This window comes from Streptomyces sp. JLBG701 (assembly GCF_058544905.1).
This window is the reverse complement of record NZ_CM178588.1, coordinates 5,048,962-5,073,733: the sequence shown is the minus strand read 5'-3', so window position 1 is coordinate 5,073,733 and position 24,772 is coordinate 5,048,962. Positions and strand designations below refer to the sequence as shown.

Sequence of the window (24,772 nt, the reverse complement as noted above, 5' to 3'; positions counted from 1 at the left end):
CTCTGTGCTTATCGTGCGGGGACTCCTAATATGACGGACCGTCAGATCAGGAGGGAAGAGCCATGGACGCCAGCTTCACCGCCGAACAGGACGAGATCCGCCGCACCCTCCGCGAACTTCTCCAAAAGCGTTGCGGCCCACATGAGTTGCGCGCCGCCATCGACACCCCTGCCGGACACGACCCCGCCCTGTGGACCGTCCTCGCCGGGCAGCTCGGCCTGCCCGGACTCGCCCTCCCCGAGGCGTACGGCGGTGTCGGCTGTTCGGCGACCGAACTGGCCCTCGCGTGTGAGGAGACGGGGCGGGTTCTCGCCCCTTCGCCCCTCCTCGCGACCGCCGTCCTCGCCGGCCCCCTCCTCCTCGCCCTCGGCACCGAGGCCCAGCGGTCCGACCTGCTCCCACGCATCGCGTCCGGCACCCTGACCGCCACTCTCGCCGTACCCGGCACCGGCCTCGCCACCGCCCTCGCGCTGACCGGCGCGAACGGCGGCGACTGGGCCGGCGGCGGCCGTGCGGGCGGCGTACAGGCCAGGCGGGACGGCGAGGGCTGGCGGCTGTACGGACAGGCCGACCAGGTCCTCGACGGACACAGCGCCGGCCTCCTCCTCGTCGCCGCTCACACCGGCGGCTTCGCCCGCTCGCGCACCCTGCTGTTCCTCATGCCGGGTGACGCGGACGGGCTGGTGCGCGTACGGCAGACGGCCCTCGACGCCACCCGCCCGCAGGCCAGGCTCGAACTACGCGACGTGCGAGCCGAGTTGCTCGGCGAGGACAGCGGCCCGACGGTCCTCGCCGCCCTCGCCCGCGTCGGGGACTCGGCCGCCGCCGTCCTCGCCTGCGAAGCCGTCGGGGCCGCCGACCGGGCACTGGAGCGGACCGTCGAATACGTCGGCCAGCGTGAGCAGTTCGGGCGGGCCATCGGGTCCTTCCAGGCGGTGAAACACCGGCTGGCCGATGTGTACGTCCAGCTCCAGGCGGCCCGTTCGGCGGCGTACTACGCGGCCTGGGCGACCGGGCAGGGAGACGGGGAGCAGGTGGGCCCGCTCGCCCTCGCGCAGGCCCTCGAAGCCCTCCGGACGGCCGCAGGGGAGGGCATCCAACTGCACGGCGGGATCGGCTTCACCTGGGAACACGAGGCCCACCTCTACTTCAAGCGCGCCTCGGGCGACGAACTGCTCTTCGGGCCGGTCCACCGGCTCCGCGCGCACGCGGCCGACGCGGCGCGACTCTTCGAGGGCCGGGAGGTGACGGTGTGATCGGCGTCAAGGTGGTGCAGAAGGTCTCGTCGACGCGGGGGTTCGCGAAGGTCGCCCCGCATGTCATCCCGGCGCTTGACCGGGCGATCCACCGGCTCACACGCGGAAAGGTGCTGCTCAGCGCGCAGATGCTGCCGGGCGTGATCCTCACGGTCACCGGCGCGAGAAGCGGACTGCCCCGCCGGACCCCCCTCGCCTGTATGCCGGACGGCGAGCACGGCTGGATCCTCATCGGCTCCAACTTCGGCCGCACCGACCACCCCGCCTGGACCGCCAACCTCCTCGCCCACCCCGACGCCGAGATCAACTGGAAGGGCGCGGACATCCCGATCACGGGCAAGCTGCTGGAGGGGGAGGAACGGGCGGCCGTTTGGAAGCGGCTGCTGGTGTTCTGGCCGCCGTACGCGACGTATCAGGCGCGCGTCGACCGGGAGATCAGGGTGTTCCGGATCGTACGAAGGCGGTAGCCCACCTGGGTGGACTACCGCCTGCCAGACAGGACTTGCGGCCCGTACAAAGAGACGTGGTTATTTGGTCGGCTTCTTGCCGGTGACACCCAGGTGGACCAACAGGGCCAGGTTGGGCTTGAGTTCGGCCTGTTTCACGCCCCAGGTCTGGAAGCCCTTCTGGTGCGAGGCCACCGCGGCGAGCATGGCGACCAGGGAACCGGCGACCGCCGCCGGGTTCACGTCCTTGTCGACCTTGCCCTTGGACTGCAACTCGGCGACGGAGTCCGCCAGGGAGTTGTTCACCGAGTTCAGGATCTTCATTCGGATCTTGTAGAAGCGCTTGTCGCCCTCGGCGGCACCGAGGTCGACGACGCGCAGGATCGCGTCGTTCTTGCGCCAGAACTCCAGGAATCCGTCCACGAGTTCCTGCGCGGTCTGCCATCCCGCCTTGCCGACCCACGAGCGGCCGGCGAGCAGTTCCGTCAAACCGGCGCCCTCGGCGGCCATTTGCTCGGCGATCTCCAGGACGGCGCCTTCGACGTCCGGGAAGTACTGGTAGAAGGTGGCGGGCGAAGTCCCCGCCTTCCGGGCGACATCGATGACTTTGACGTCCCGGTAAGGGGAGGAGCTGAGCATCTCGCTGAGGCAGTCGAGCAGCTTCTGCCGGGTCGCCTGCCCACGCCGGCCGGCCACGCGGCCGTCGACGGTACGCACTTGTCCTGTCATGCCGTCAGCTTACCGAGGGGTGATCGGAGCGCGATTCGGCCGACTGCAAATGGGGTGCACGGGGGTGGAAGAGATGGTGCGCCTGGTCTGCGCGGTGCGTGAGACGCCGTTACTTTGGCGGCATGGCCGAAAACAGGGCATCCGAGGACCAAGTGGATCAAGCGCCGCAGGGGGAGGCGTACGGCGAGGGCGTCCCCTGCTGGGTCGACGCGCAGCTTCCGGATCTGGAGGCGGGCAAGCGTTTCTACGGTGAGCTCTTCGGGTGGAGCTTCGAGGACTCGTGCGGCCCGTCCGTATGGGGGCTGCGGGACGGCGCCCCGGTCGCCGGTCTGGCCCACAAGACGGACGGCCGTATGCCCACGGTGTGGACGGTGTACTTCGCGACCCCGGACGCCGAGGCGCTGGCCGGGCGGATCAGCGCGGCCGGCGGACAGGTCTTCATGGCGCCCCGGCCGGTCGGTGACCTGGGCATCGGCGCCCTCGCCGCCGACCCGGACGGCGCCGTCTTCGGCCTGTGGCAGCCGGGCTCGCACAAGGGCTTCGGCATCCGCCACGAGCCCGGCACCTTCGCCTGGGCCGAGCTGTACTCCCGGGACACCGAGGCGGCCAACACCTTCTACGGCGGCCTCTTCCACGACGCCCTCTTCGGACCCGGCGCCAAGCCCGACTTCGGCCGTGCCCCCGTCTCCGACGTCTTCCCGGCGGAAATGCCGCCCCACTTCCTGGTCCATTTCGGGGTAGAGGACTGTGAGGCGGTACTCGGGACGGTGAACCGGCTCGGCGGCCGCGTCCAGGCGCCGCCCTTCGACACTTCGTACGGAAGGGTGGCGGTGGTCACGGACAATCAGGGGGCGTCGTTCGCGCTGCTCCAGCGCGGATGACATCGGATGTGAGCGATGAATCCGGACTTTTTTGTCCTATGACACCCCGTTTCGGCCCCGAGTTCGCAACCTGTGGCCGAGCCAGGAAGAATCGGGGTGCGTGCCGCCATGGCGGTGCGGTGGTGAGACGCTGCACGGGGTCGCGTACATACGTGGATGACGCGGCCCGTACGGGGAGGTGGCAGGCAAGTGGTGGATCAGCTGACGCAGCACGATCCGCGGCGGATCGGGCCGTTCGAGGTGCTGGGACGGCTGGGCGCGGGCGGCATGGGGCTGGTCTATCTCGCGCGCTCGGCCTCGGGCCGACGTGTGGCGATCAAGACGGTCCGGACGGAGCTCGCCGAGGACCAGCTCTTCCGGGTCCGCTTCTCGCGTGAGGTCGAGGCCGCACGCGCGGTCTCCGGCTTCTACACGGCGGCCGTCGTCGACGCCGACGCGCGCGCCGCGGTGCCGTGGCTGGCCACCGCGTACGTCCCCGCGCCCTCCCTCGAAGAGATAGTGAACGAATGCGGGCCGATGCCGGCCCAGGCGGTGCGCTGGCTCGCGGCGGGTGTCGCCGAGGCGCTGCAGTCCATCCACGGGGCGGGGCTGGTCCACCGCGACCTGAAGCCGTCCAACGTGCTCGTCGTCGAGGACGGTCCCCGGGTCATCGACTTCGGTATCGCCTCGGGCGTCTCGAACACCCGTTTGACGATGACGAACGTCGCCGTCGGGACGCCCGCCTACATGTCCCCGGAGCAGGCCAAGGACTCCCGGAGCGTGACCGGCGCGAGTGACGTCTTCTCGCTCGGCTCGATGCTCGTCTTCGCCGCCACCGGCCACGCGCCCTTCCACGGAGCCAACCCGGTCGAGACCGTCTTCATGCTGCTGCGCGAAGGCCCGGACCTGAAAGGCCTGCCGGACGAGCTCCGCCCGCTCATCGAGTCCTGTATGCAGATGGAGGCCACGGCCCGCCCCAACCCGGCCGACCTCCAGGCCCAGCTGGCCCCCCACCTCTTCGGCTCCGGCTCCGACGACAGCGGTACGGCATCGGCGTGGCTGCCCGAGCGTGCGGTGAGCCTCATCGAGGCCCGCCGCGGCGGCCGCCCGCCCACGAAACCGGCGTCCACCGGCGGCAGAAGCGGCGGCCGCCTCCCCGTACAGCCGCCCCCGCCTTCCTACGACCCCGCCCCCGTGCCCATCGGCGGCCCCGACACCGGCCCCGTACGCCTGGCCGGCGCCCAGGTGCCCATCGGGCCGGGCCCCCGCGTCGCCGACGCCCGCGCCGCCGCCGTCAAGGCGCCCCCTCCGGAGGCCGGCCTGGTCGCCTCCTGGTCCCGGCCCCGCCCCGGCGTCAACGGCGCCGACCCCGCCGTAACCTCGCCCGTCGCGCCGCCCCCGGACGCCGCGGCCGGCTGGCGCCCCTGGCGTTTCCGCATGTCGAACGACGTATGGGGCACCCCGTCCGTCGCCGGCGACCTCGTCTACGTCACCTCCTTCGAGGTCCACGCCCTGGACGTGGCCACCGGCCGCCGCCGCTTCAAGACGCGTGACGTGGCCTGGTCGATGGCGGTCGCGGACGGCCGTATCCACGCCTCCGACGGACCCACCCTGTTCGCCCTGGACGCCCGCGAGGGCGGCGACCTGTGGCGGCTGTCGACGGACGCCTGGGTGTACTCCCTCAAGGCCGACCGCGGCACCGTCGTCACCGGCACCCGCGGCGGCGGCGTCCAGGCCTGGGAGGCCGCCACCGGCCAGAAACTGTGGGAGACCGCCGGCTGCCAGACCGACTTCGAGTCCCCGGAAGCCGGACCCGCCGTCCACGACGGCCTGGTCCACGTCTGGCAGGACGCCCGCCTGCGCGCCCTGGACGCCCGGACGGGCGAGGAGCGCTGGTCGTACCCGATCGGCGACGCGACCTCCTGCGGCGGAGTGCCGGTACGACTCACTTACGCTCCCGACGGATACGTCTACATCTCCGCCGGCACCCGGGTCCTCGCGATCGACGCGGCCAGCGGCCGGGTCCGCTGGCACTTCGAGGCACCGGCCGTCTTCCTCTCCGCGCCGACCTTCGCGCCGGGGCCCGCGGTCACGGGGGGCGGTGTCTATCTGGCCGACTACCTCGGCACGGTGTACGCCCTTGACGCCACCGACGGCCGGGATCGGTGGCGTATCGCCACGGAGGCCCGGTCGTCGATCGAGCCGGTGCTGGTGGCCGCGGGGCATGTGCATGTGGGTAGCGGCAAGGGGCTGTACACGCTGGATGCCGTCACGGGCACGCCCAAGTGGCGCTTCCAGGCGGGGGGCGACATTGTCGGGGCGCCTGCGGTGGCCGACGGGCGCATTCACTTCGGGTCCACGGATCATCTGCTGTACACGCTGAAGGCGGATGACGGGCGGCTGCGGTGGAAGCTGGCGACTGGTGGCGAGATCACCGGGGCGCCTGTGGTCAGGGACGGCGTGGTGTACGCGTGCAGCAAGGATCGGTGTGTGTACGCGCTGGATGCGGAGAAGGGGACGGGGACGGCGCGGACGAGTTGAGCGTCGTCGGTCGTCTGCGGGCCCGGTGGGGGCTGGTCGCGCCCCGCGGCGGAGCCGCTGATCGACACAGCCCCGCGCCCCTGGGGTGGGTGACGGCCGTCGTACGTTTGCACGGAAGGAGCGTCGGACGGCGGCCGTCTCAAGGGTGACGCTACGCCGGGCGGGGGAGGCCCGCCATGCGGGAGCCTTCCAGGTCAGCGCAGGCGGAACTCGCGCCTCCGTGCCCCGAAAAGCTCGGCCTGCCGATCGAGCGGGAGATTCCCCAGCGAGACTAGATGCGGGGCCTGTGCGAAGCCCTGTCGCAGAGCTGCCTCCTTGGCGGCCCACAGTGCGCGGACGGTCCCCTGTACCCCCTCCACCGGGTAGCCGGCGATGACGCTCGCGGCGGCGGTCGCGGCGGCCAACGCCTCGCCCGGCTCGGTGAGTTCGGTGACCAGGCCGATGTCGTGGGCCCGGCGGGCGGAGATCCGTTCGGCCGTTCCCATCAGCGCCATCCGCGCCGCCTCTCCGTGCGGCATCAGCTGGGCCATGAGGACCGACTCGTAGGCGCTGACCATCCCGTACGTGGTGTGCGGGTCGAAGAAGGAGGCGGTCGGGTCGGCGACGAGGAAGTCGCTCTCGCCGAGGAGGTAGAAGGCCCCGCCGCAGGCCATTCCCTGCACGGCGGTGATGACGGGCTTCCAGAGGTCGTTGGACTTCGGCCCTATGTGGAGGAGCGGATCGTCCGCCATATAGGGGGAGTTGGGCTGCGGCACCTCGGCGTCCCGGTCGAGCCCCGTGCAGAAGGCCCGCTCGCCGGCGCCGGTCAGCACGACGGCCCGTACGGAGTCGTCGAACCGCAACTCCCCCCAAATGCAGATGAGTTCGTCCCGCATGGCGAGATCGATGGCGTTGAGCCGCTCGGGCCGGTTCAGGGTGACGACGGCCACCCCGGTGTCCTTGTCGGCGGTGACCCGCAGCGCGCTCACGCCAACACCCACTGCGGAAGCCCGTCGGCGAACACCACACGCACCCGGGCGCCGATCCGAATCCGTGCCGGATCAAGGGAGTTGAGCGGTGCCCCGGCCGCGCTGACCAGATTTCCGACCAGCCGGATCCGGGGGGCGTCCTCCAACTCGACGACGATCACGTTGTACGGGGCTTGCGCGGCGTAGTCCGGGAGGAGCGGGGGGTGGGGAACGACGTACGACCAGATCCGGCCGCGTCCGCTGACCTCGCTCCAGGTGACGCCGAAGGACTGGCAGTGGGGGCAGCAGGGCCGGGGTGGGAAGCGGAGTTCGCCGCAGTCGGCGCAGGACTGGATGCGGAGTTCGCCCTGGGTGGCGTACTGCCAGAAGGGGGCGCCGGTGTCGTCGACGACGGGGTTCAGCATGGGTCAGCTCCTGAGCAGCAGGGCGGAGGTGGGGACGCCTTCGCCGGCGGTGACGAGACAGGTGGCGGCGTTCGGCACCTGGGCGGTACTGGTCCCGCGTAGCTGCTTCACGCCCTCGTTGATGAGGTTGAACCCGTGGACGTAGGCCTCGCTGAGCCCGCCCCCGCCGGTGTTGAGGGGCAGCCGTCCGCCGATTTCGAGGGCGCCCCCTTCGGTGAAGGAGCCGCCTTCCCCTCGGCCGCAGAAGCCGTAGCCCTCAAGGGAGAGGGGGACAAGGGGCGTGAACGCGTCGTAGATCTGGGCGACATCGACGTCCTGCGGGGTGAAGTCGGCGTGTTTCCACAGGTGTCGGGCGGCTGTCCAGGCGGGACCTGTGAGCGGGTCGTCGTTCCAGTAGTTGACCATGCCGTGGTGCTGGGCGGGGAGGCCCTGGGCGGCGGAGTGGACGTAGACGGGCGGGCGGCGGCAGTCGCGGGCGCGTTCGCGCGAGACGACGACACAGGCCAACGCCCCGTCCGTCTCAAGGCAGTTGTCGAAGAGACACAGGGGCTCGCTGATCCAGCGGGAGGTCATGTACATCTCGCGGGTGAGGGGCCGGTCGTACATGATCGCGGCGGGATTCTGGTTGGCGCGGTTCCGGCAGGCGAGGGCGACGTTGAACAGGTGGTCGCGGGTGGCGCCGTACTCGTGCATGTAGCGGCGGGTGAGCATGGCGATCTCGTCGGCGGGCCGGAGGAGCCCGAAGGGCCGGGTCCACTGGGCGGGGGTGGGGAGTTGGACGGAGGTGTTGGTCCACGGGCGGGGACCGCTACCCCGCTTCCGCGACCGCCAGGCGACGCCGACCGTCGCCTGCCCGGCGGCGATGGCGGTGGCGAGATGGGCGACGGTGGCGCACGAACCGCCGCCCCCGTACCCGACCTTGCTGAAGAAGGTGAGGTCCCCGAACCCGACGGCCTTCGCCAACTCCACCTCGTCGGTCTCCTCCATGGTGAAGGAGGCGAGCGCGTCGACCTCGCCCGGGGCGATACCGGCGTCGTCGAGGGCGGAGAGGACGGCACGGCAGGCGAGGGTGCGTTCGTCGTCGGGAAGGTGTTTGGCGAAGGGGGTCTGTCCGATCCCGACGATGGCGGTCGCGTCCTTGAGTCCGGCCATGCCTTGCACACCTCCGCGTGATCCCGGGGCAGCTGACAGAGCGTCAGGCTACAGCTAATCTGACGGTCAGTCAGCTAGCGGTCGTCGGCCAGTGGATTGGGGGCTGTTGTGCGCGGTGATGTGGAGTGGGGCAGCATTCCGGGACTCGTGCGGTCCGCGGCCGAGCGGTACGCGGATGCCGAGGCGGTGGTGGAAGGCCGTAACCGGATCTCGTACGCCGAACTGGGCGCCCGTATCGAGCAGTCGACGGCGGCCTGCATCGCGAACGGGATCGAGCCGGGCGACCGGGTCGCCATCTGGGCGCCGAACACCCTGGACTGGATCGTCGCGGCACTGGGCGCGGTGTCGGCGGGGGCGGTGCTGGTCCCGCTGAACACGCGCTTCAAGGGCACGGAGGCGGCGGACGTGCTGCGACGCAGCGGGGCGCGGCTGCTGTTCGTGACGGGGACCTTCCTGGGGACGTCGTACGTGGCGTCGCTGCGGCGGGCGGTCGCGGAGGGGCCCGAACTGCCGCAGCTGGAACAGGTGGTGGTGCTGTCGGACGACGCGCCCGCCGACTTCCGTACCTGGAAGGACTTCCTGGCGAGCGGGGACGGCGTGAAGGAGGCGGAGGTCCGGGAGCGGGCGACGGCGGTGGACGGATCCTGGCCGTCGGACATCGTCTTCACGTCCGGTACGACGGGTCGCCCGAAGGGCGCGGTGATCACCCACGCGCAGACGCTGCGGGCGTACGAAGTGTGGTGCGACCTCGCGGGGTTGAGACAGGGCGACCGCTACCTGATCGTGAACCCCTTCTTCCACACCTTCGGCTACAAGGCGGGCGTCATCGCCTGCCTGATGCGCGGCGCGACGATGATCCCCCAGCCGGTGTTCAACGTGGAGACGGTGCTGGCGAACGTGGCGTCGGAGCGTGTCTCGGTCCTCCCGGGCCCGCCAACCCTCCACCAGTCCCTCCTCGACCACCCGGCCCGCGACGCGCACGACCTCTCGGCGCTGCGGCTGGTGGTGACGGGTGCGGCGGTCGTCCCGCTGCGCCTGGTGGAGCGCCTCCAGGGAGAGTTGGGCGTGGAAACGGTCCTCACGGCATACGGCCTCTCGGAGGCCAGCGGCATCGTCACCATGTGCCGACGCGGTGACGACCCCTCCGTCATCGCGTCCACGTCCGGCCGGGCGATCCCGGGCAGCGAGGTACGCGTGCAGGCGCCGCCCGGCTCCCCCGGGGAGGTCCTCGTCCGCGGCTTCAACGTCATGCGGGGCTACTTCGAGGACGAGAGGGCCACGGCGGAGGTCGTGGGCGAGGACGGCTGGCTGCGCACGGGCGACGTCGGCGTCCTGGACGAGGCGGGCAACCTGCGCATCACCGACCGCATCAAGGACATGTTCATCGTCGGCGGCTTCAACGCCTACCCGGCGGAGATCGAGCAACTGCTGGGCGTCCACCCGGATGTGGCGGACGTCGCGGTGATCGGCGTACCGGACGCGCGACTTGGAGAGGTCGGGAAGGCGTACGTGGTGCGGCGGCCGGGGGTGACTCTGACGGCCGACGACCTGATCGCGTGGGCGCGGCGGGAGATGGCGAACTACAAGGTGCCGAGGGCGGTGGAGTTCGTGGGGGAGTTGCCGCGGAACGCGAGTGGGAAGGTGGTCAAGGGGGAGTTGCGGGGGAGGGGGGCGGGGAGCGGGGGTTCAGCGTGACGACGGGCGTACGGATGGCGGATGTACGGCCGGTGGATGTATGGACGTCGGCGACACGAGTCGTACGGGCAGGGTGTCGTCCACTGCCTCGGGCGCCGGCGAGGGTGTCGGGGCCGGGCGGCGGTGCGGCTGGGTGCCGTGGCGGGGTCCGTTGGCGCGGACGGTGGTGGGGGTGACCGGTTCGACGGCGGGGTCGGAGCCGCCGCGCCACTTGGCCGGAGCCTCGGCCATGACCACGCCCACGACGACCCAGAACAAGACGTCGATCCGGTCCAGGTTGGCCGGATGATCCATCATGCTCATCAGGAAGAAGCCGGTCAGCGCGGCCAGCCCGACCGTCCCGATGACCGACTTCGCGCGGGCGGCGCGGGCCGCCGAGGCCCAGGCGATCACGGTCACCGAGAGGATCCCGAGGAGACCCAGGGGGCCCGCCTCGACGAGCCAGTTCAGCCAGAGGTTGTGCGCGTGGACGAAGACGCGGTCACCGGGCGCGGTCGCCGAGATGGCCGCGCCCGAACGCCCGAGGCCGACACCAAGCGGGTTGCCTGTGGCCAGCGTGAGCGCCGCGTCCCAGGCCTGGCCGCGCACGCCCAGTGAGTCACCGGCCCGCGACACGGCCCAGATCGCGGCGGAGGCGGCTGCCAGCGCGAGGAGACCGAAGGCGGCGAAGAGGCGGCGCTGTGCGCGGTCGGCGAGGCGGGGGGCGAGCCAGTAGGCGACGGCGAGGACGAGGAGCCCGGCCGCCGCGGCGACGTACCCGGCACGGGAGAAGGTGGTGAGCAGGGCCCCGTATCCGACGATTCCGACGAGGACGACGGCGGTACGGGCGCTGCGCTCGTCCACGGTGACGGCGGCGAGCAGGACGAAGGGGAGCAGCAGCACGAGGAAGGCCGCGAGGAGGTTCGGGTTGGCGAAGGTGCCGATCGTGCGTATCAGGACGCCGCTGCCGCCCGCGTCGCAGGACACGTCGGTGAGCAGCCCCGTACGGCAGAACCCGGTCGGCGTCTCGTTCGTGAACTGCGAGAACGCGGCGGTCCCGGCGGCGCCCACCCCGACCAGCGCGAGCAGAGCGACCGCCTGCCACGACTCGGGCCGGCTGCGGCGCAGTCCGACGAGGAGGTAGTAGCAGGCGATGACGGTGAGGAGGCCGCGCAGGGGGGCGGTGGGGTGCCCGCCGAGGTAGGTGACGGCGACGGAGGCGAACAGCAGCAGGGCGATGGGGAGGTCGAGACGGGTACGGAAGTCCCGGGGCCGGGCCCGCAGTCTGTCTCCGCTTTTGCCTCCGCCGGGTATGAGGAGCGCGACGAGGCCGAGGGCGAGCACCAGCCGGAGCGGGGTCACGACCCCGATGAGCGGATCGTCGGGGAAGAAGTCGGTCGCCGCGTCGAGCAGGACGATGGCGAGGGCCGCGAGCGGTATGAAGCCTATGAACGCCGCGAACTTGGAAGGGGCGTGCGGCGGTCCGGATCCCGCCGCCGTGGTCCGGTCGGATGCCATGGACCCTGAGCCTGGCCGGGCGGGGCGTCGGGGGAGTTGCGGGGGCGGGACGCCGGGGTGTCCGGCGTCCCGCGTTTGTGTGCGTGGGGGCTTGTGCGTGCGGGCTTATGTGTGTGCGGGCTTATGTGTGTGGGGGCTTGTGTGTGGGGCTCAGCCGAAGGCTTTCACGGCCTGGTAGTAGGTCCAGGCGGTGCTGTTGCAGGCGGTCTTCGTGGCGCCGCTGTAGTTGGCGCAGACGCGCTTGAGGTCCTCGTAGAAGGCGCTGTCCAGACGGGACTTGTTGGCGTCGAAGGCGCCTGCGGCCTTGTAGTTGCGGTAGCCGAAGTCGTGGCGGGCGCAGGACGTGGCGAAGGGGAAGCCGAAGGGGTTGTCGGGCGAGGAGGAGCAGTAGTCGGTCGACCAGTCGAACTCGTACGCGGTCCAGGCGGCCTGGTTGGCACGGGCGGCCGCCCACAGGTGGTAGCTGGACGCGCTGGTCTGGGTCCAGCTCGCGAGGACCTGGGGCTTGTCGGCGGGAGCGGCGTCGGCGGCCGTCGCGGTGACGACGACGGTGGCCAGAGCGAGAGTTGAGGCGGCAACTGCGGTGGCGAGTCTGCGGTGCATCCCACACCTCCATGAGGCTGCCGCCCGCCCATCGGGCAACAGGTTCATGTCAAAAGCATCGGCATCGTGTGGGTGCCTTTACACCTCATGCGCCCTAATGGGCTATTAATTCTGGGGTGTGATGGGGGATCAGGGTGTGAACGCAGGGGGAGGGGGTCTCTTCGGGGGCTGGCGGGCCGCCTAACTCCGCCCGCCGAACTGCCACCTGTGGACCTCGATGCCCGCGTAGCGGTCAGAGGTCAGGACCGTGCGTGCCTCGGCCGGGCCCGTTGCGCGGAGCAGTACCGCCGTGCCCAGCCAGGTGGTGCCGTCGTCCGCCAGCAGCGGCCCGTACGCGATCAGCTCGTCCCGGTCGGGTGGTACGGCGAGATCCGCGACCTTCCCCGGCCCCGTGCCGTGTCCGAGCACCAGGTAGCGGTTGCCCTCGGTGCGGCCGCCGGGGAAGTCCCACATGGTGCGGCCCAGCAGGTTGCGCCACCGGCGCAGCAGCACGTCCCGGTACACGCCGGCCTGGTAGTTGGGCTCGTCGAAGGCGAACGCGCGGGCGGCGGCGGAGTCGGGCAGGTCGACGATGTGCACGCTGCCGGTGGGTGTTCCGCCCTCGTCATCGCCCTCGCCCTCGTCGGCGAAGGTCGGACCGCGGGCGATCATCTCCTTCGCGTACTGGTCCATGTAGGACCAGTGGTCCTCCAGCAGCTCCTCACGCAACGCCAGGGAGCCGGGCCGGTCACGGTGAAAGCAGAAGAACTCCATGTCGGCCGACTCTTCCCGACGTACGGCGGCATCTCAACGGACTTTCTGCCGTGCGCCCGTGTGCCCGTGTGCCGTGTCCGCCCCCAGACACACGTCGGCCGCGACGGCTCCCCCTCCGCGCCGCCGCGGCCGATCCCCGTGTGGGAAGAAAGTCTGGTGTCTGGTTAGACGGGCTCGTCCGTGGCGTGGACGTTGTCCGTCGTGGCCTCGTCGGTGTCCGCGCCCGTCAGGTTGAGCGGGTCCGTGGTGGCGTGGACGTTCTTGATGGTGACGGGCTCGGTCGTGGCGTGGACGTTGTCCGTGGTGGCGGTCGGCTCGTCCGTGGCGTGGACGTTGTCGGTGCTTGTCTCGTCGCTCATCTCGATGACTCCCGTGGCTGTTACTGCGTCAAAATGAAAGATCCGCCCGGCAAACTCCCCCGTGGACTGCCGGGCGGATCTTGCAGGGCCGGTTCACCTTAAAGGCGCCGGCCACTCGCCACTCCGTCTGCCCCCCGACGCGACGGCTTGGCACAACTGACTGTGCCGGGCGGCGATAAACGAACGATGAACGCCCGCTGCCGAGGGGCGGATCCCCTCCCGGATCAGACGTGCTCAGACGATCCCGGCCGGACTCACCAGGCCCCTGACCTGAGCCGCTTCCGGTACCTCCAGCGCCTCGAAGATGTCGAGGGCCTCGCGCCAGCACACCTGGGCCCGGTCGAGCTGGCCGATGCCGTTGAGCGCGTGCCCGAGCACCGTGAGGGTGTTGCCGCGCCGCCATTCCCCGCCGATGCCCCGCAGCAGCGTCAGCGCCGTCTCGGCATTCACCGCGGCCTGCGCGGGCTGCCGTGCCGCGAGATCGAGTTCGGCGAGGCGGAACAGCGTCATGCCCTCCCACAGGCGCTGCCGGCTGTCCCGGAAGACCAGAAGTGCCTGCTGCAGACAGTCGGTCGCCTCGGACAGCCGCCCGCTCTGCGTGAGCGCGAGGCCCAGCGCATACCGCCCGTTGGCGCCCTTGAAGGCGTGCCCCATGTCGTCGTACATGGCCGTGCCCTGCTCGGCCAGCGCCACCGCGCTCGCCGTGCGGCCGGTGGCCAGGTGGATGCGCGACAGGTTGCACAGGACGGCCGCCTCGCCCGGCCGGTCCCCCAACGCACGGAAGCTCGCGATGGCGTGGGTGAAGTGCTCCTCGCCCTCCGCGTGCCGGTTCTGGTAGAGCGCGATGACCCCGCTGATGTTGGACGACCAGCAGCCGGTGAGCGGGTCCTCGGCCCTGCGGGCCAACTCGCTGGCCCGCTCGGCCTCTTGGAGGGCTACGTCGAACCCGCTGCCGGAGTGCTGGTGCACGAACGCGAGCGCGGTCTGGGCCCTCGCCTCCGTACGGGCGTCCCCGGCCTCCTCCGCCACGTTCCGCAGCAGCACGGCGACCGCCTCGTACTCCTTGGAGTTGGCCCCGGACTCGGCCAGGTCGACCGCCGCCCACAGGACGTCGACGGCACGCCGCAGCGTCCCGGGCCGCGCGGACTGGCGTACGCAGGCCAGCAGGGAGATCGCCTCGGCGTACAGCCAGTCACGGGCCGCATGGCGGCCGGCGAAGGTCAAGCCGGGGTGGTCGGTCCGCTCCAGGTGGTCCACGAGCCGGTCCCCGGGGCGTTCGATCAGGTAGACGCCCGCGACGGTGGCCAGGTAGAAGTCCAGCAGCCGGGACATGGCCGCCCCCCGCTCGCTCGGAGGCTGCTCGTCCCTTTCCGCACAGGCACGCGCGTAGAGCCGTACGAGGTCATGGAACCGGTACCGGCCCGGCGCCGCCGACTCCAGCAACGACGTGTCCACCAGGGACTCCAGCAGGTCCTCGGTCTCCTCCGTCTCCAGGTCCAGCACGGCCGCCGCCGCTGCCAGCGACATGTCCGGCCCGTCGGCCAGGCCCAGCAGCCGGAACGCCCGTGCCTGCGCGGGCTCCAGCTGGCCGTACCCCAACTCGAAGGTCGCCTTGACCGCCAGATCCCCGGCCTGCAACTCGTCCAACCGCCGCCGCTCGTCCGCGAGTTTGGCCGCGAGTACGGACACCGTCCACGTCCGCCGAGCCGCCAGCCGAGACGCCGCGATCCGGATCGCCAAGGGCAGGAAACCGCACGCCGCGACCACGTCGAGCGCCGCCTTCCGCTCCGAGGCCACCCGCTCCTCGCCCACGATCTTCGTGAACAGGGAGAGGGCCTCGTCGGGGGACATCACGTCCAGGTCCACCAGATGCGCGCCGGCCAGGTCCACCATCCGCATCCGTGAGGTCACCAGCGCCGCGCAGCCCTCGGTGCCCGGCAGCAGGGGTCGTACCTGTGCCGCGTCCTTGGCGTTGTCCAGCAGCACCAGGACCCGCCGCCCGTCCAGCACCGACCGGTACAGGGCGGCCCGTTCCTCCAGGGAGTCGGGTATCGCGGAGTCCGCCGTGCCCAACGCCCGTAGGAACGCGCCCAGTACGGTCTCCGGCTCGGCCGCACGGGAGCCGGCGCCCTGGAGGTCGACGTACAACTGCCCGTCGGGGAAGGCCCCGCGCGCCTGGTGCGCGACATGGACCGCCAGTGTCGTCTTGCCCACGCCGCCGATGCCCGCCAGTGCCGACACCGCCATCACGCGGCCCTCCGCGGAGGCCAGAACCTCGCCCAGCTCCGAGACGAACGACGCGCGGCCCGTGAAGTCGGGGACCGTCGCCGGAAGTTGAGCCGGGCGGACCTGCACAGTCGCCGGTTCCGGGGCCAGCGGTGCGGACGGTACCGCCAGAGTCGGGTCCGCCTGGAGGATGCGCTGCTGGAGTTCGCGCAGGCCCGAGCGGGGGTCCACGCCGAGCTCGTCCTTCAGCAGGCGACGCGTGTCCGCGTACACCGCAAGTGCCTCCGCTTGGCGGCCACTTCGGTACAGCGCCAGCATCAGCAGCTCGCGCAGGCGCTCCCGCAGGGGGTGCGCCGCCGTCAGGGCGGTGAGCTCCGAGACCGCCTCCGCGTGGCAGCCCTGCTCCAGGTCCATGTCCAGGCGGGTTTCGACGAGTTGGAGTCGCCACTCCTCCAGCCGTACCCGTTGCGCCTCCGCGTACGGGCCCGGCACTCCCGCCAGCGGCTCGCCGTCCCACAGGTCCAGCGCGCGGTTCAGTACGTCACGCGCGTGGCACAGGTCTCCGCTGTTCTTGGCCTTCTCCGCCTCGGTAGCCAACTCCTGGGCCGCCGCGAGGTCCAGCGCCCCGTCCCGCAGCCCACGGATCGCGTAGCCGCCCGCCTGGCTGACCAGGACCTCGGGGTCGAGTACCTTCCGCAGCCGCGAGGCGTACGTCCGTACAGCCGCCAGTGCCTGCGAGGGCGGTTCCTCGCCCCACAGGGCGTCGATCAGCTCGGGCGCGGTCGCGGTGCGACCCGCGCGCAGCAGCAGGGCGGCCAGCAGGGCCTGTTGCTGCGGGGAACCGGTGAGAACCTGCTCGTCGCCGCGCCAGGCGCGCACCGGTCCGAGCACGCTGAAGCGCAGCGGCGCGGGCTCCTCGGAGCCGGGCCGCCGCTGCTCCGGCACGCGCGGTACACCGTCCATCGCCGTCCCCCAGACAGAACGTCATGACAACCCAGCCAGTTTGCCTTGTTCAGGGCGGATGCGTCAGCTGTGAAAGGCACCACTCACAGAGAGGCGTGCGGGATACCACAACCCCCTCACAACCTCTTCGCACACAAGTGCACACACCCGCGCATCCACCCACGCATCCGCAAGCTCCACCCAGCCCCCTCCCCACTAGCTGACGGACCGTCAGATCAGCGCTACCGTGGCCGACATGGATGCCCACGAGACCCTCCCGAAGATCATCTCGGTCGACGACCACACCGTCGAACCCCCGAACGTCTGGCAGGACCGGCTCCCGAAGAAATACCTGGACACCGGCCCGCGCACCGTCCGTGCCCCGCTCAAGGAAATGACCTTCCTCGGCGGCCGGTTCAAGCCCGTCATGGGCCAGCCGGGCGACGACGGACCCATCGGCGACTGGTGGATCTACGAGGATCTGCACCGGCCCCTCACCCGACTCGACACCGCCGTCGGATACTCCCGGGACGAGATCAAGCTCGAAGTCATCACTTACGAGCAGATGCGCCCGGGGTCCTTCGACGTCCCGGCCCGGCTCGCCGACATGGACGTCAACCACGTCCAGTCCGCCCTCTGCTTCCCCACCTTCCCCCGCTTCTGCGGCCAGACCTTCACCGAGGCCGCCGACCACGACCTCGGCCTCCTCTGTGTCCAGGCCTACAACGACTGGATGGTGGAGGAGTGGTGCGGCCCGGCGGCGCAGGGCCGCCTCATCCCGCTGACCCTCATCCCCCTCTGGGACCCCGAGCTCGCCGCCGCCGAGGTCCGCCGCAACGCCGCCCGCGGCGTCCGCGCCGTCGCCTTCTCCGAGATACCCCCGCACCTCGGACTCCCCTCCGTCCACACCGACGCCTGGGACCCGTTCCTCGCGGCCTGTGCCGACACCGGCACCGTCATCGCGATGCACATCGGCTCCAGCAGCCGTATGCCGTCGACGTCCGCGGACGCCCCGCCCGCCGTCGGCTCCACCATCACCTTCGCCAACTGCTGCTATTCGATGGTGGATTGGCTGATGAGCGGGAAGTTCGAGCGATTCCCGAGCCTGAAGGTGATGTACGCGGAAGGGCAGATCGGGTGGATTCCCTACATCCTTGAGCGCGCCGACGTGGTGTGGGAGGAGAACCGGGCGTGGGGCGGGGTCGCCGACAAGGTGCACCGTCCGCCGTCCGAGCTCTTCGCCGAGCATGTCTACGGCTGTTTCTTCGACGACGCCTTCGGGCTGAAGAACCTCGACTCCATCGGCGTCGGAAACGTCCTCTACGAGACCGACTACCCGCACTCCGACTCCACTTGGCCCAAGTCGAGGGAGGTCGGCGAGGCCCAGATGGGGCACCTGGACGCGGACGTCGTCGAGCGGATCGTACGAGGGAACGCGATCGAGCTGCTGGGGCTCACGGACGACGGGCTGTGGGCGGGGGCTTGAAGCGGCAGGGCCGCGGCCCCCAGGAAGGAAGGGAGACGCGGCCCGAGACCGTAGTGCCGAAGTGCCGACCGTCAGCCGAAGAACACCGACGAGATCGCGTTGTCGAAGCCGATCGTGGCGAGGTCGGCGATGTTGCCCTCGACCACCTTCGACTCGCCCTTGCAGTCCTTCTCGGTCCAGATCTTCAGGGCGCCGGAGGCCTGGAGGGAGGAGGCGCTGTCGTCGCGGCCGACGTTCTGGCAGCCGGAGCCGGCCAGACCCTCGGACGGGTCACCGAAGTCGACCTCGTCGGAGAGGGTGACGCTGGTGGCGGGAGCGACCGCGTTCCCGTCTGCCGAGTCCCCCTGCTCCTCCTCGGCGACCGCGCCCGCCTTCTGGCCGTCCGGCGTCACGCCGAACCAAGTGCCGCCCACGCCCTGCCCGTTGGTGTCACCGGGCTTGAGGTCCTTGCTGAAGCGGTAGACCGGCCAGCCGCCGATGGTCACCTGGAGGTTGCCGTCGTCGCGCTTGACCACGCCGACGTCGGACTTGTCCACACCGTCGATGAAGATCTTGCCGCCGGGGGCGACGACGACGGGCGGCCAGGTGGTGGCGCAGGCGTCGTTGCAGTTCGACTTGGAGGGGTTCGCGGTGTCGTTGTCGAAGCGGTAGAGGGTGAAGCCGGCGCCGTTGACGACGACCGGGTTCAGGTCGCCCGCCTGAGCCGCGCTCAACTGCACCCACTTCTTGGCGACCGGGGTGGTCGCGGGCTTACCGGGGCTGTTGGCCCAGTCGCCGGTCTTGGGCGTGGCGTCGTTCTGCTTCGCCGTACCGCTGTTGAAGTTCATGCTCTGCAGCGCCGAACCGGCGTTCTGCCGGCTCGTGGACGCGGCTCCGTCGGCGCCGTTGCAGGCGGTGAGCAGCAGAGATGCGGCGGCTGCGGTAGCGGCGATCGCGGCGATGCGGTTGCGGATCATGTCGGTCTCCCCGTGTCTGGCGCCCGGACCTCCCGAGCCGCCGCCACCCACTACGGGGCCGGGCTTAGGGCGCCCTCACCCGGTGACACGCCTGAGACGTGAACGCGACAACCCGCGGTCAATCGGGGGTAGAGCTGGACATTCCGGCGGGGCGCTCGCACACCCCTTGCTTGATGGGACAACAGGCAAGACGATGACTCCTCAAGCTATTTGACGGATCGTCAGATTCGCTTCGATGCAGCCAGGAGGGCGCATGTCCATCCAAGACCTGCCGACAGGGTGGCCGGCGTACGGCATGCAGCTCCCCGTCCAGTCCCAGAGCACCATCTACGCCGAGGAGTGGGAGGCGGGCGCCGGAGCCGGCGACCTCGTCGAGATCGCCCGGGCCGCCGACCGGGCCGGCTTCGCCTACGTCGCGAGCTGCGACCACGTCGCCATCCCGCGCCGCCTCGCGTCCGCGATGAGCACGGTCTGGTACGACCCCGTAGCCACCCTCTCCTTTCTCGCGGGCGTCACCGAACGCGTCCAACTGCTCAGTCACGTGGCCGTAGTCGGACTCCGCCACCCGCTCCTGACCGCCAAGCAGTACGCCACCCTCGACCACCTCTCCGGCGGGCGGCTGCTCCTCGGTGTCGGCGCGGGGCATGTGGAGGAGGAGTTCGAGGCGGTCGGGGCGGACTTCCGGCACCGGGGCGCCGTACTCGACGAGACGATCGACGCCCTGCGCGCCGCCCTCGGGCCGGACGAATTCCCCGTACACCATGGCAAGTTGTACGACTTCGAAGGGCTCGGGCAGTTGCCCCGCCCCGCGCAGGACCGCGTCCCCCTCTGGGTCGGCGGCTCCTCACCCGCCGCCGTGCGCCGGGCCGCGCTGAAGGGGGACGGCTGGCTGCCGCAGGGGGACTCGCGGGAGCGGCTGCCGGCGCAGATCGCCCGGATCAGGGAGATGCGCGAACAGGCGGCCATCCAGGGGCCGTTCGTCTTCGGCGCCATCACCGAGCCGCTGTACGTCGGTGAGCCCACGTGGGACGTCGGGCACCGGACGATCACCGGCCCCCCGGACGCCCTCGCCGAGTCGCTGCGGGAGTACCGCGCGATGGGCGTGGACCAGATCCAGGTGCGGTTCCGCTGCCGGGGCCGACGTGAACTCACCGACCAGATGGCCGCGTTCGGCGCAGAGGTGGGACCGCTGCTGAGGGAGCCGTAGGGCAACCTGTCAGACAGCTCGCCTGTTTCTCCTTGAAGTTTTGAACATGCTCACGCCGAGTCGCGTATGTACGGACGTACGGACGTGATGGCTCCGGCGGAAGGACCCCCCAAGTGCGATCCCTCCAACGACTCTCAGTCGCCCTGGCCTCTGCCGAGGGCACCCGGGACACCTGGCCGCATGCGGACTGGCCGGCCCCGGACGATCCGTTCGTGGGTGATGTGCTGCGTGTCTCTCCGCCCTACCGAGGACTGCGGAAGACCACGGCGGACGTCGTCGTGCTGCACTGCGAGGATCCGGCGGCAGCCTTTCCGGGGCTGCTGGAGGCTCTCGGTGCCCGGAGTGTTCCGATGATCGTCGTCAGTCCGCGCCAGGACACCGAGACGGTGGTCGAGGTGTTCCGGGCCGGGGCCGGCTACCTCGTCGAGTCCGACTACTGCCATCCCATGCTGTCCGCCGCGACCATGGCAGCCGCCGTCGGGCACACCTACCTCTCGCCGTCCGCGTCCGCCGCCCTGCGGGAGGGCGCCCGGCGGATGGCCGCGACCGACGACGCGATGGAGCGGCTGCGGGCCCTGCTGTCGCCGCGCGAGCAGCAGATCATGGAGCTGCTCTCGACCGGCCTGGGCGCCCAACAGATCGGTCAGCGACTCCGGTTGAGCGAGAAGACCGTCCGCAACAACCTCAGCAACATCTACGCCAAACTGGATGCCAGGAGCGGCACGGACGCGGTCCTGCGGTGGCTGGGGGCCACACCGGTCGCGCCCGTGCTTCGCACCTGAGAACTATCAGGGTGCCGGAATCTCCGACAGCGGGATTTCCACGTCGCTGACGTTGCCACCGCCCTCACCGAATCCGGGTTCCGCCCGGAGGCTGTTGCCCGAGTTCTGGATTCCGGAGGCCTCGGGAGTTCCGCATTTCACATTCCGCAGCCAAAGTCGCCCGTCGGGCGTTCCGTTGTTCAGGATCTGTGGATAGAAGGCGTGCACGGTCGCGGCGCCCTCGCTCGGCGAGAAGAAGACCGTCTGGCCGTCCTGTGCCTCTTTGTACGTGGCCTTCAGGAAGCCGCTCACATCGGTGCGCTTGTGGGACCACATGAAGAAGGCGATGCTGTCCGCCTGCACGGTGTCCGTCCGGGTGAATTCCAGGCCGGTCGCCGTGGTGTCACGCTTGATGGTGTATGTCGTTGTGCTGAACTTCCCGCCGATCTCGAAGAACGAGTTCCCCAGTTTCGTTTCTGCCGAGACGCTGGATCCGTCCTCCAGCTCGATGATCCTGGTGACGCTCGTGCTCACGCTGAAGGACTTCGACGCGGTGCCCGTCGAACCGCAGTTGTCGGTCACCGCGGAGACGCGCTCGTTGGGGCCGAGGCTGTCCGCCTTGAACTGGACGTCGACGAACTCGCAGTTCTCCAGCTTGTCGGAGTCCGCGGCGCAGTCGGCGGTCACCTCCGAGGGTGTGGCGGCACCCGCCTGGTTCATCAGCGGGACGATCACCGCGAGGGCCGCCACGGGGGCCAGGGCCAGGGTGATGCGCTTCTTCTTGCTCCGGTGGCTTCTCGTGCGGCCGGTCCGGGTCATGGGTGTCTCCTGTGGGGTGTACGGGTGTTGAGCTGCGGATTTGGCGTGCTCGTGAGGACGATCAGGAGGCTCAGCAGTCCTCCAGGACCGCCTTGGAGGTGCCGTCCGCGACACCGGGAGCGCCCGCTGCGCCCGGCAGGATGACGGGTCCCTCGACGACCTCCGGAGCCACGAAGTTCTCCTCGGGGCTGGCAGGCAGGACGGTGGTCTGTTCGCGGGCGTCGATACGCACCCGCCATTCGCCGGTCATGCGCTGCATCTTCGGTGTGAACTCCATGTGGAGCACCTTGCCGACCGGTACTTCACGCTCTTCCGTGTCGCTGGCCGTGGCCGACTCCACGGTCATGTCCAGGGTTCCCTTGTGCTTGACCCAGGACCCGCTCAGGAATCCGAAGAGGCCACCGCCACCGCCCTGTTGGGTGGAGGTGTACTTTCCCTCTCCCTGCCCGATCGTCGCCGACCAGGTGATGGACACCGTCGCCGGATCGGTGGCGTTCGGCTCGCAGTTCGGGAAATCGATGGACGACTTCTCGGTGGGGCCGTCGAAGGTCTCGAAGTTCGTCTCGACGAAATCGCAGTTGTCGGACAGGAAACCGTCGCTGAAACTGCTGTCCAGTGACTGCTCCTCTCCGTTGATCTTCCTGGATTGGTCGCACATCTGCGTGATCTGCTCGGGCGTCTTCTCGTCGGCCGCGTTGGCCGACGGAAGAAGACTGACGATGGCGCCGCCGGTCGCGAGAGCCGCACCGATCGCCACGTACCTGACTTTCCTGTTGCGCAATCTCCGCTTTGCCATACCCGGAATTGTTGGAGTCAAGCGAAGGTATGGCCAGAGTCAAATGTCCCTACTCCTCGGTCACTTGATGTGCGCTTGTGCAAGCCTCCTCTCTGTATCTGACGCTTCGTCAGATACGGCGGTACGATGACCCGCATCCACCGATCCCGAGGAGGCCCGCATGGGCAAGCTGGACGGACGCGTCGTTCTCGTCACCGGGGCCGCCCGCGGCCAGGGGGAGCAGGAGGCCCGCCTCTTCAGGGCGGAGGGGGCCGCGGTGATCGTGGCCGACGTGCTCGACGACCAGGGCGAGGCCCTCGCCAAGGAGATCGGGGCGACCTATGTCCACCTCGACGTGGGCGAGGAAGCCGACTGGCAGTCCGCGGTCGCCGCCGCGAAGAGTGCGTACGGCCATGTCGACGGCCTCGTCAACAACGCCGGCATCCTGCGCTTCAACTCCCTCCTGGACACGCCCCTCGACGAGTTCATGCAGGTCGTGCGGGTGAACCAGGTCGGCTGCTTCCTCGGCATCAAGAGTGTCGGGCCCGCGATCGCGTCGGCAGGCGGCGGCACGATCGTCAACACGGCCTCGTACACCGGGGTGACCGGGATGGCTGCGGTGGGGGCGTATGCGGCGACCAAGCACGCCATCCTCGGCCTCACCCGCGTAGCCGCCCTGGAACTGGCCCAGCAGCACATACGCGTCAACGCCATGTGCCCCGGCGCCATCGACACCGCCATGTCCAACCCGGCCCAGCTCGACCCGGCGGCCGACACCGAGGAGATGAGCCAGGCCATCGACGCGCTCTACCGCAAGCTCGTGCCGCTGGGCCGGATCGGGCGGCCGGAGGAGGTCGCGCGGCTCGCACTGTTCCTGACGTGCGAGGACTCGTCGTACATCACCGGGCAGCCGTTCGTGATCGACGGGGGGTGGCTGGCGGGGGTCAGCATCGTCTGACTCGGCGTCTGACTCGGCGTCTGGCTCAGTGTCTGACTCGGCGTCAGCAAGTGGCTCGTCGGCTATTGACCATCCATGCGGGCGGTGCCACAGTCGGCGGCAGTAGGGATCTGACGGTCCATCAGAAACAGATACCGGGGACGGTGAACCTCCTTGGAATTCGGGCTCTTTGTACAGGGATATGTGGGCAAGCGCGCCGAGACCGACCCGCTCGCCGAGCACAAGGCGCTGATGGAGGAGACCGAGTACGTCATCCAGGCGGACAAGTCCGGCTTCAAGTACGCCTGGGCGTCCGAGCACCACTTCCTGGAGGAGTACTCGCATCTCTCCGCCAACGACGTGTTCCTTGGGTATCTGGCCCACGCGACGGAACGGATCCACCTGGGGTCGGGGATCTTCAACCCCCTCGCTCAGGTCAACCACCCGGTCAAGGTCGCCGAGAAGGTCGCCATGCTCGACCATCTCACCGAGAACCGCTTCGAGTTCGGCAGCGGACGCGGCGCCGGTTCCCACGAGATCCTCGGCTTCCTCCCCGGCATCACCGACATGAACTACACCAAGGAGATCTGGGAAGAGACCATCGCCGAGTTCCCCAAGATGTGGATGCAGGACGAGTACGTCGGCTTCCAGGGCAAGCACTGGCAGCTGCCGCCTCGGAAGGTGCTGCCGAAGCCGTACGGGAAGTCGCACCCGGCGATGTGGTACGCGGCCGGGTCGCCGCCGTCGTACTCCATGGCCGCGAAGAAGGGGCTGGGGGTTCTCGGCTTCAGCGTGCAGAAGGTCTCCGACATGGAGTGGGTGCTTGAGCAGTACAAGACGGCGATCGTCGATGCCGAGCCGGTCGGGGAGTTCGTCAACGACAACGTGATGGTGACGACTACGGCGATCTGCGCGCCGACGCATGACGAGGCGATACGGATCGCTGTCGGCGGTGGGTTGCACTACCTCCCCTCGCTCGTGTTCCGGTACCACGACACGTTCCCTCGGCCTGAGGGGTTCCCTGTGTGGCCCGAGACCTTGCCCGAGTACAACGCCGAGTTCGTCGAGCTCCTCATCGAGGAGGAGTTGGTGATCTGTGGGGATCCGGACGAGGTCACCAAGCAGTGCCGGCGGTGGGAGCAGGCGGGGGCGGATCAGTTGAGCTTCGGGTTGCCGGTGGGGGTGCCGAAGGAGGAGACGTTGCAGACGATTCGGCTGATCGGGGAGCACGTGATTCCGAAGATCGACACGGATCCTGTGCATCGCACTACGCGGTTTCGGCAGGGCGCCTGATCGCCGTCGGGGTGCGGGTTGTCTGGCGGGTGCGGGCTGTCTGTGGCTGGTCGCGCAGTTCCCCGCGCCCCTTAGGTAGGCACACTGCCCGGAGTTCAAGGAGGCAA

General features: G+C 70.0%; 22 protein-coding genes. 10 read left to right on the top strand and 12 right to left on the bottom strand.

Translation table 11 applies throughout. The features are described 5' to 3' along the window. Positions 1-62 precede the first annotated feature (62 nt). A complete protein-coding gene (locus AC5DRG_RS23175) occupies positions 63-1,256 on the top strand; it encodes an acyl-CoA dehydrogenase family protein (RefSeq protein ID WP_491812531.1) in 1,194 nt (397 codons plus the stop codon). Then, positions 1,253-1,723 carry a nitroreductase/quinone reductase family protein gene (locus tag AC5DRG_RS23170; protein WP_491812530.1) on the top strand — a complete coding sequence of 157 codons (471 nt, stop codon included), beginning with the start codon at positions 1,253-1,255 and terminating at the stop codon, positions 1,721-1,723. Before AC5DRG_RS23175 ends, AC5DRG_RS23170 begins: the two co-directional genes overlap by 4 nt. A 60-nt stretch (positions 1,724-1,783) precedes the next feature. On the opposite strand, the gene AC5DRG_RS23165 is transcribed toward AC5DRG_RS23170, so the two are convergent. Next, positions 1,784-2,431, bottom strand: a complete 648-nt coding sequence (locus AC5DRG_RS23165) for a TetR family transcriptional regulator (protein WP_491812529.1) — start codon at positions 2,429-2,431, stop codon at positions 1,784-1,786. A gap of 122 nt (positions 2,432-2,553) precedes the next feature. Here AC5DRG_RS23165 and kbpA point away from each other — a divergent pair, with 122 nt between their 5' ends. Beyond that, positions 2,554-3,312, top strand: a complete 759-nt coding sequence (gene kbpA / locus AC5DRG_RS23160; protein ID WP_491812528.1) for an AfsK-binding protein KbpA — start codon at positions 2,554-2,556, stop codon at positions 3,310-3,312. Positions 3,313-3,501: 189 nt separating this feature from the next. Continuing rightward, on the top strand, positions 3,502-5,832 hold the full coding sequence (locus AC5DRG_RS23155) for an outer membrane protein assembly factor BamB family protein (RefSeq protein ID WP_491812527.1): 2,331 nt from the start codon (positions 3,502-3,504) through the stop codon (positions 5,830-5,832). 194 nt (positions 5,833-6,026) lie between these two features. Here AC5DRG_RS23155 and AC5DRG_RS23150 read toward each other — a convergent pair whose 3' ends face one another. The 3 genes from AC5DRG_RS23150 to AC5DRG_RS23140 are packed head-to-tail and all read right to left on the bottom strand — an operon-like array spanning position 6,027 to position 8,356. Beyond that, on the bottom strand, positions 6,027-6,800 hold the full coding sequence (locus AC5DRG_RS23150; RefSeq protein WP_491812526.1) for an enoyl-CoA hydratase/isomerase family protein: 774 nt from the start codon (positions 6,798-6,800) through the stop codon (positions 6,027-6,029). Further along, positions 6,797-7,204, bottom strand: a complete 408-nt coding sequence (locus AC5DRG_RS23145; protein WP_491812525.1) for a Zn-ribbon domain-containing OB-fold protein — start codon at positions 7,202-7,204, stop codon at positions 6,797-6,799. Before AC5DRG_RS23145 ends, AC5DRG_RS23150 begins: the two co-directional genes overlap by 4 nt. A 3-nt stretch (positions 7,205-7,207) precedes the next feature. Then, the gene (locus AC5DRG_RS23140; RefSeq protein ID WP_491812524.1) at positions 7,208-8,356 is read right to left on the bottom strand and encodes a lipid-transfer protein; all 1,149 of its coding nucleotides are present in this window, start codon (positions 8,354-8,356) and stop codon (positions 7,208-7,210) included. 108 nt (positions 8,357-8,464) lie between these two features. On the opposite strand from AC5DRG_RS23140, the gene AC5DRG_RS23135 reads away from it, so the two are divergent. Then, the gene (locus tag AC5DRG_RS23135; protein WP_491812523.1) at positions 8,465-10,051 is read left to right on the top strand and encodes a FadD3 family acyl-CoA ligase; all 1,587 of its coding nucleotides are present in this window, start codon (positions 8,465-8,467) and stop codon (positions 10,049-10,051) included. On the opposite strand, the gene AC5DRG_RS23130 is transcribed toward AC5DRG_RS23135, so the two are convergent. The 5 genes from AC5DRG_RS23130 to afsR form a co-directional block, all read right to left on the bottom strand. Continuing rightward, a complete protein-coding gene (locus AC5DRG_RS23130) occupies positions 10,043-11,548 on the bottom strand; it encodes an O-antigen ligase family protein (RefSeq protein WP_491812522.1) in 1,506 nt (501 codons plus the stop codon). The two genes, AC5DRG_RS23135 and AC5DRG_RS23130, sit on opposite strands and share 9 nt — an antisense overlap. Positions 11,549-11,698: 150 nt before the next feature. Then, a complete protein-coding gene (locus AC5DRG_RS23125; protein WP_491812521.1) occupies positions 11,699-12,151 on the bottom strand; it encodes a phospholipase in 453 nt (150 codons plus the stop codon). 180 nt (positions 12,152-12,331) lie between these two features. Next, on the bottom strand, positions 12,332-12,904 hold the full coding sequence (locus AC5DRG_RS23120; protein ID WP_491812520.1) for a YciI family protein: 573 nt from the start codon (positions 12,902-12,904) through the stop codon (positions 12,332-12,334). Between the two features lie 164 nt (positions 12,905-13,068). Beyond that, a complete protein-coding gene (locus AC5DRG_RS23115; RefSeq protein ID WP_491812519.1) occupies positions 13,069-13,263 on the bottom strand; it encodes a hypothetical protein in 195 nt (64 codons plus the stop codon). 234 nt (positions 13,264-13,497) lie between these two features. Then, positions 13,498-16,452 carry an SARP-family global regulator AfsR gene (afsR, locus tag AC5DRG_RS23110; protein ID WP_491812518.1) on the bottom strand — a complete coding sequence of 985 codons (2,955 nt, stop codon included), beginning with the start codon at positions 16,450-16,452 and terminating at the stop codon, positions 13,498-13,500. A gap of 235 nt (positions 16,453-16,687) precedes the next feature. Here afsR and AC5DRG_RS23105 point away from each other — a divergent pair, with 235 nt between their 5' ends. Then, a complete protein-coding gene (locus tag AC5DRG_RS23105) occupies positions 16,688-17,917 on the top strand; it encodes an amidohydrolase family protein (protein WP_491812517.1) in 1,230 nt (409 codons plus the stop codon). Between the two features lie 71 nt (positions 17,918-17,988). Here AC5DRG_RS23105 and AC5DRG_RS23100 read toward each other — a convergent pair whose 3' ends face one another. Then, on the bottom strand, positions 17,989-18,873 hold the full coding sequence (locus tag AC5DRG_RS23100) for a hypothetical protein (protein ID WP_491812516.1): 885 nt from the start codon (positions 18,871-18,873) through the stop codon (positions 17,989-17,991). A 253-nt stretch (positions 18,874-19,126) separates the two neighbouring features. Here AC5DRG_RS23100 and AC5DRG_RS23095 point away from each other — a divergent pair, with 253 nt between their 5' ends. Then, entirely contained in the window at positions 19,127-20,080 is a 954-nt protein-coding gene (locus tag AC5DRG_RS23095; RefSeq protein WP_491812515.1) for an LLM class F420-dependent oxidoreductase, read from the top strand. Positions 20,081-20,193: 113 nt separating this feature from the next. Next, positions 20,194-20,862: a LuxR C-terminal-related transcriptional regulator gene (locus tag AC5DRG_RS23090; RefSeq protein ID WP_491812514.1), complete on the top strand. Its 669-nt coding sequence runs from the start codon at positions 20,194-20,196 to the stop codon at positions 20,860-20,862. Positions 20,863-20,868: 6 nt separating this feature from the next. On the opposite strand, the gene AC5DRG_RS23085 is transcribed toward AC5DRG_RS23090, so the two are convergent. Beyond that, positions 20,869-21,660, bottom strand: coding sequence for a hypothetical protein (locus tag AC5DRG_RS23085; protein ID WP_491812513.1), 792 nt, complete (start codon positions 21,658-21,660; stop codon positions 20,869-20,871). A gap of 70 nt (positions 21,661-21,730) precedes the next feature. Then, positions 21,731-22,456, bottom strand: a complete 726-nt coding sequence (locus AC5DRG_RS23080; RefSeq protein ID WP_491812512.1) for a hypothetical protein — start codon at positions 22,454-22,456, stop codon at positions 21,731-21,733. Positions 22,457-22,616: 160 nt separating this feature from the next. On the opposite strand from AC5DRG_RS23080, the gene AC5DRG_RS23075 reads away from it, so the two are divergent. Both AC5DRG_RS23075 and AC5DRG_RS23070 read left to right on the top strand, forming a co-directional pair. Next, positions 22,617-23,393: an SDR family NAD(P)-dependent oxidoreductase gene (locus AC5DRG_RS23075; RefSeq protein ID WP_491812511.1), complete on the top strand. Its 777-nt coding sequence runs from the start codon at positions 22,617-22,619 to the stop codon at positions 23,391-23,393. 153 nt (positions 23,394-23,546) lie between these two features. Continuing rightward, positions 23,547-24,665 (top strand): LLM class flavin-dependent oxidoreductase, encoded by a 1,119-nt coding sequence (locus AC5DRG_RS23070; RefSeq protein ID WP_491812510.1) that lies wholly within the window; start codon positions 23,547-23,549, stop codon positions 24,663-24,665. The last annotated feature ends 107 nt before the right edge of the window (positions 24,666-24,772 follow it).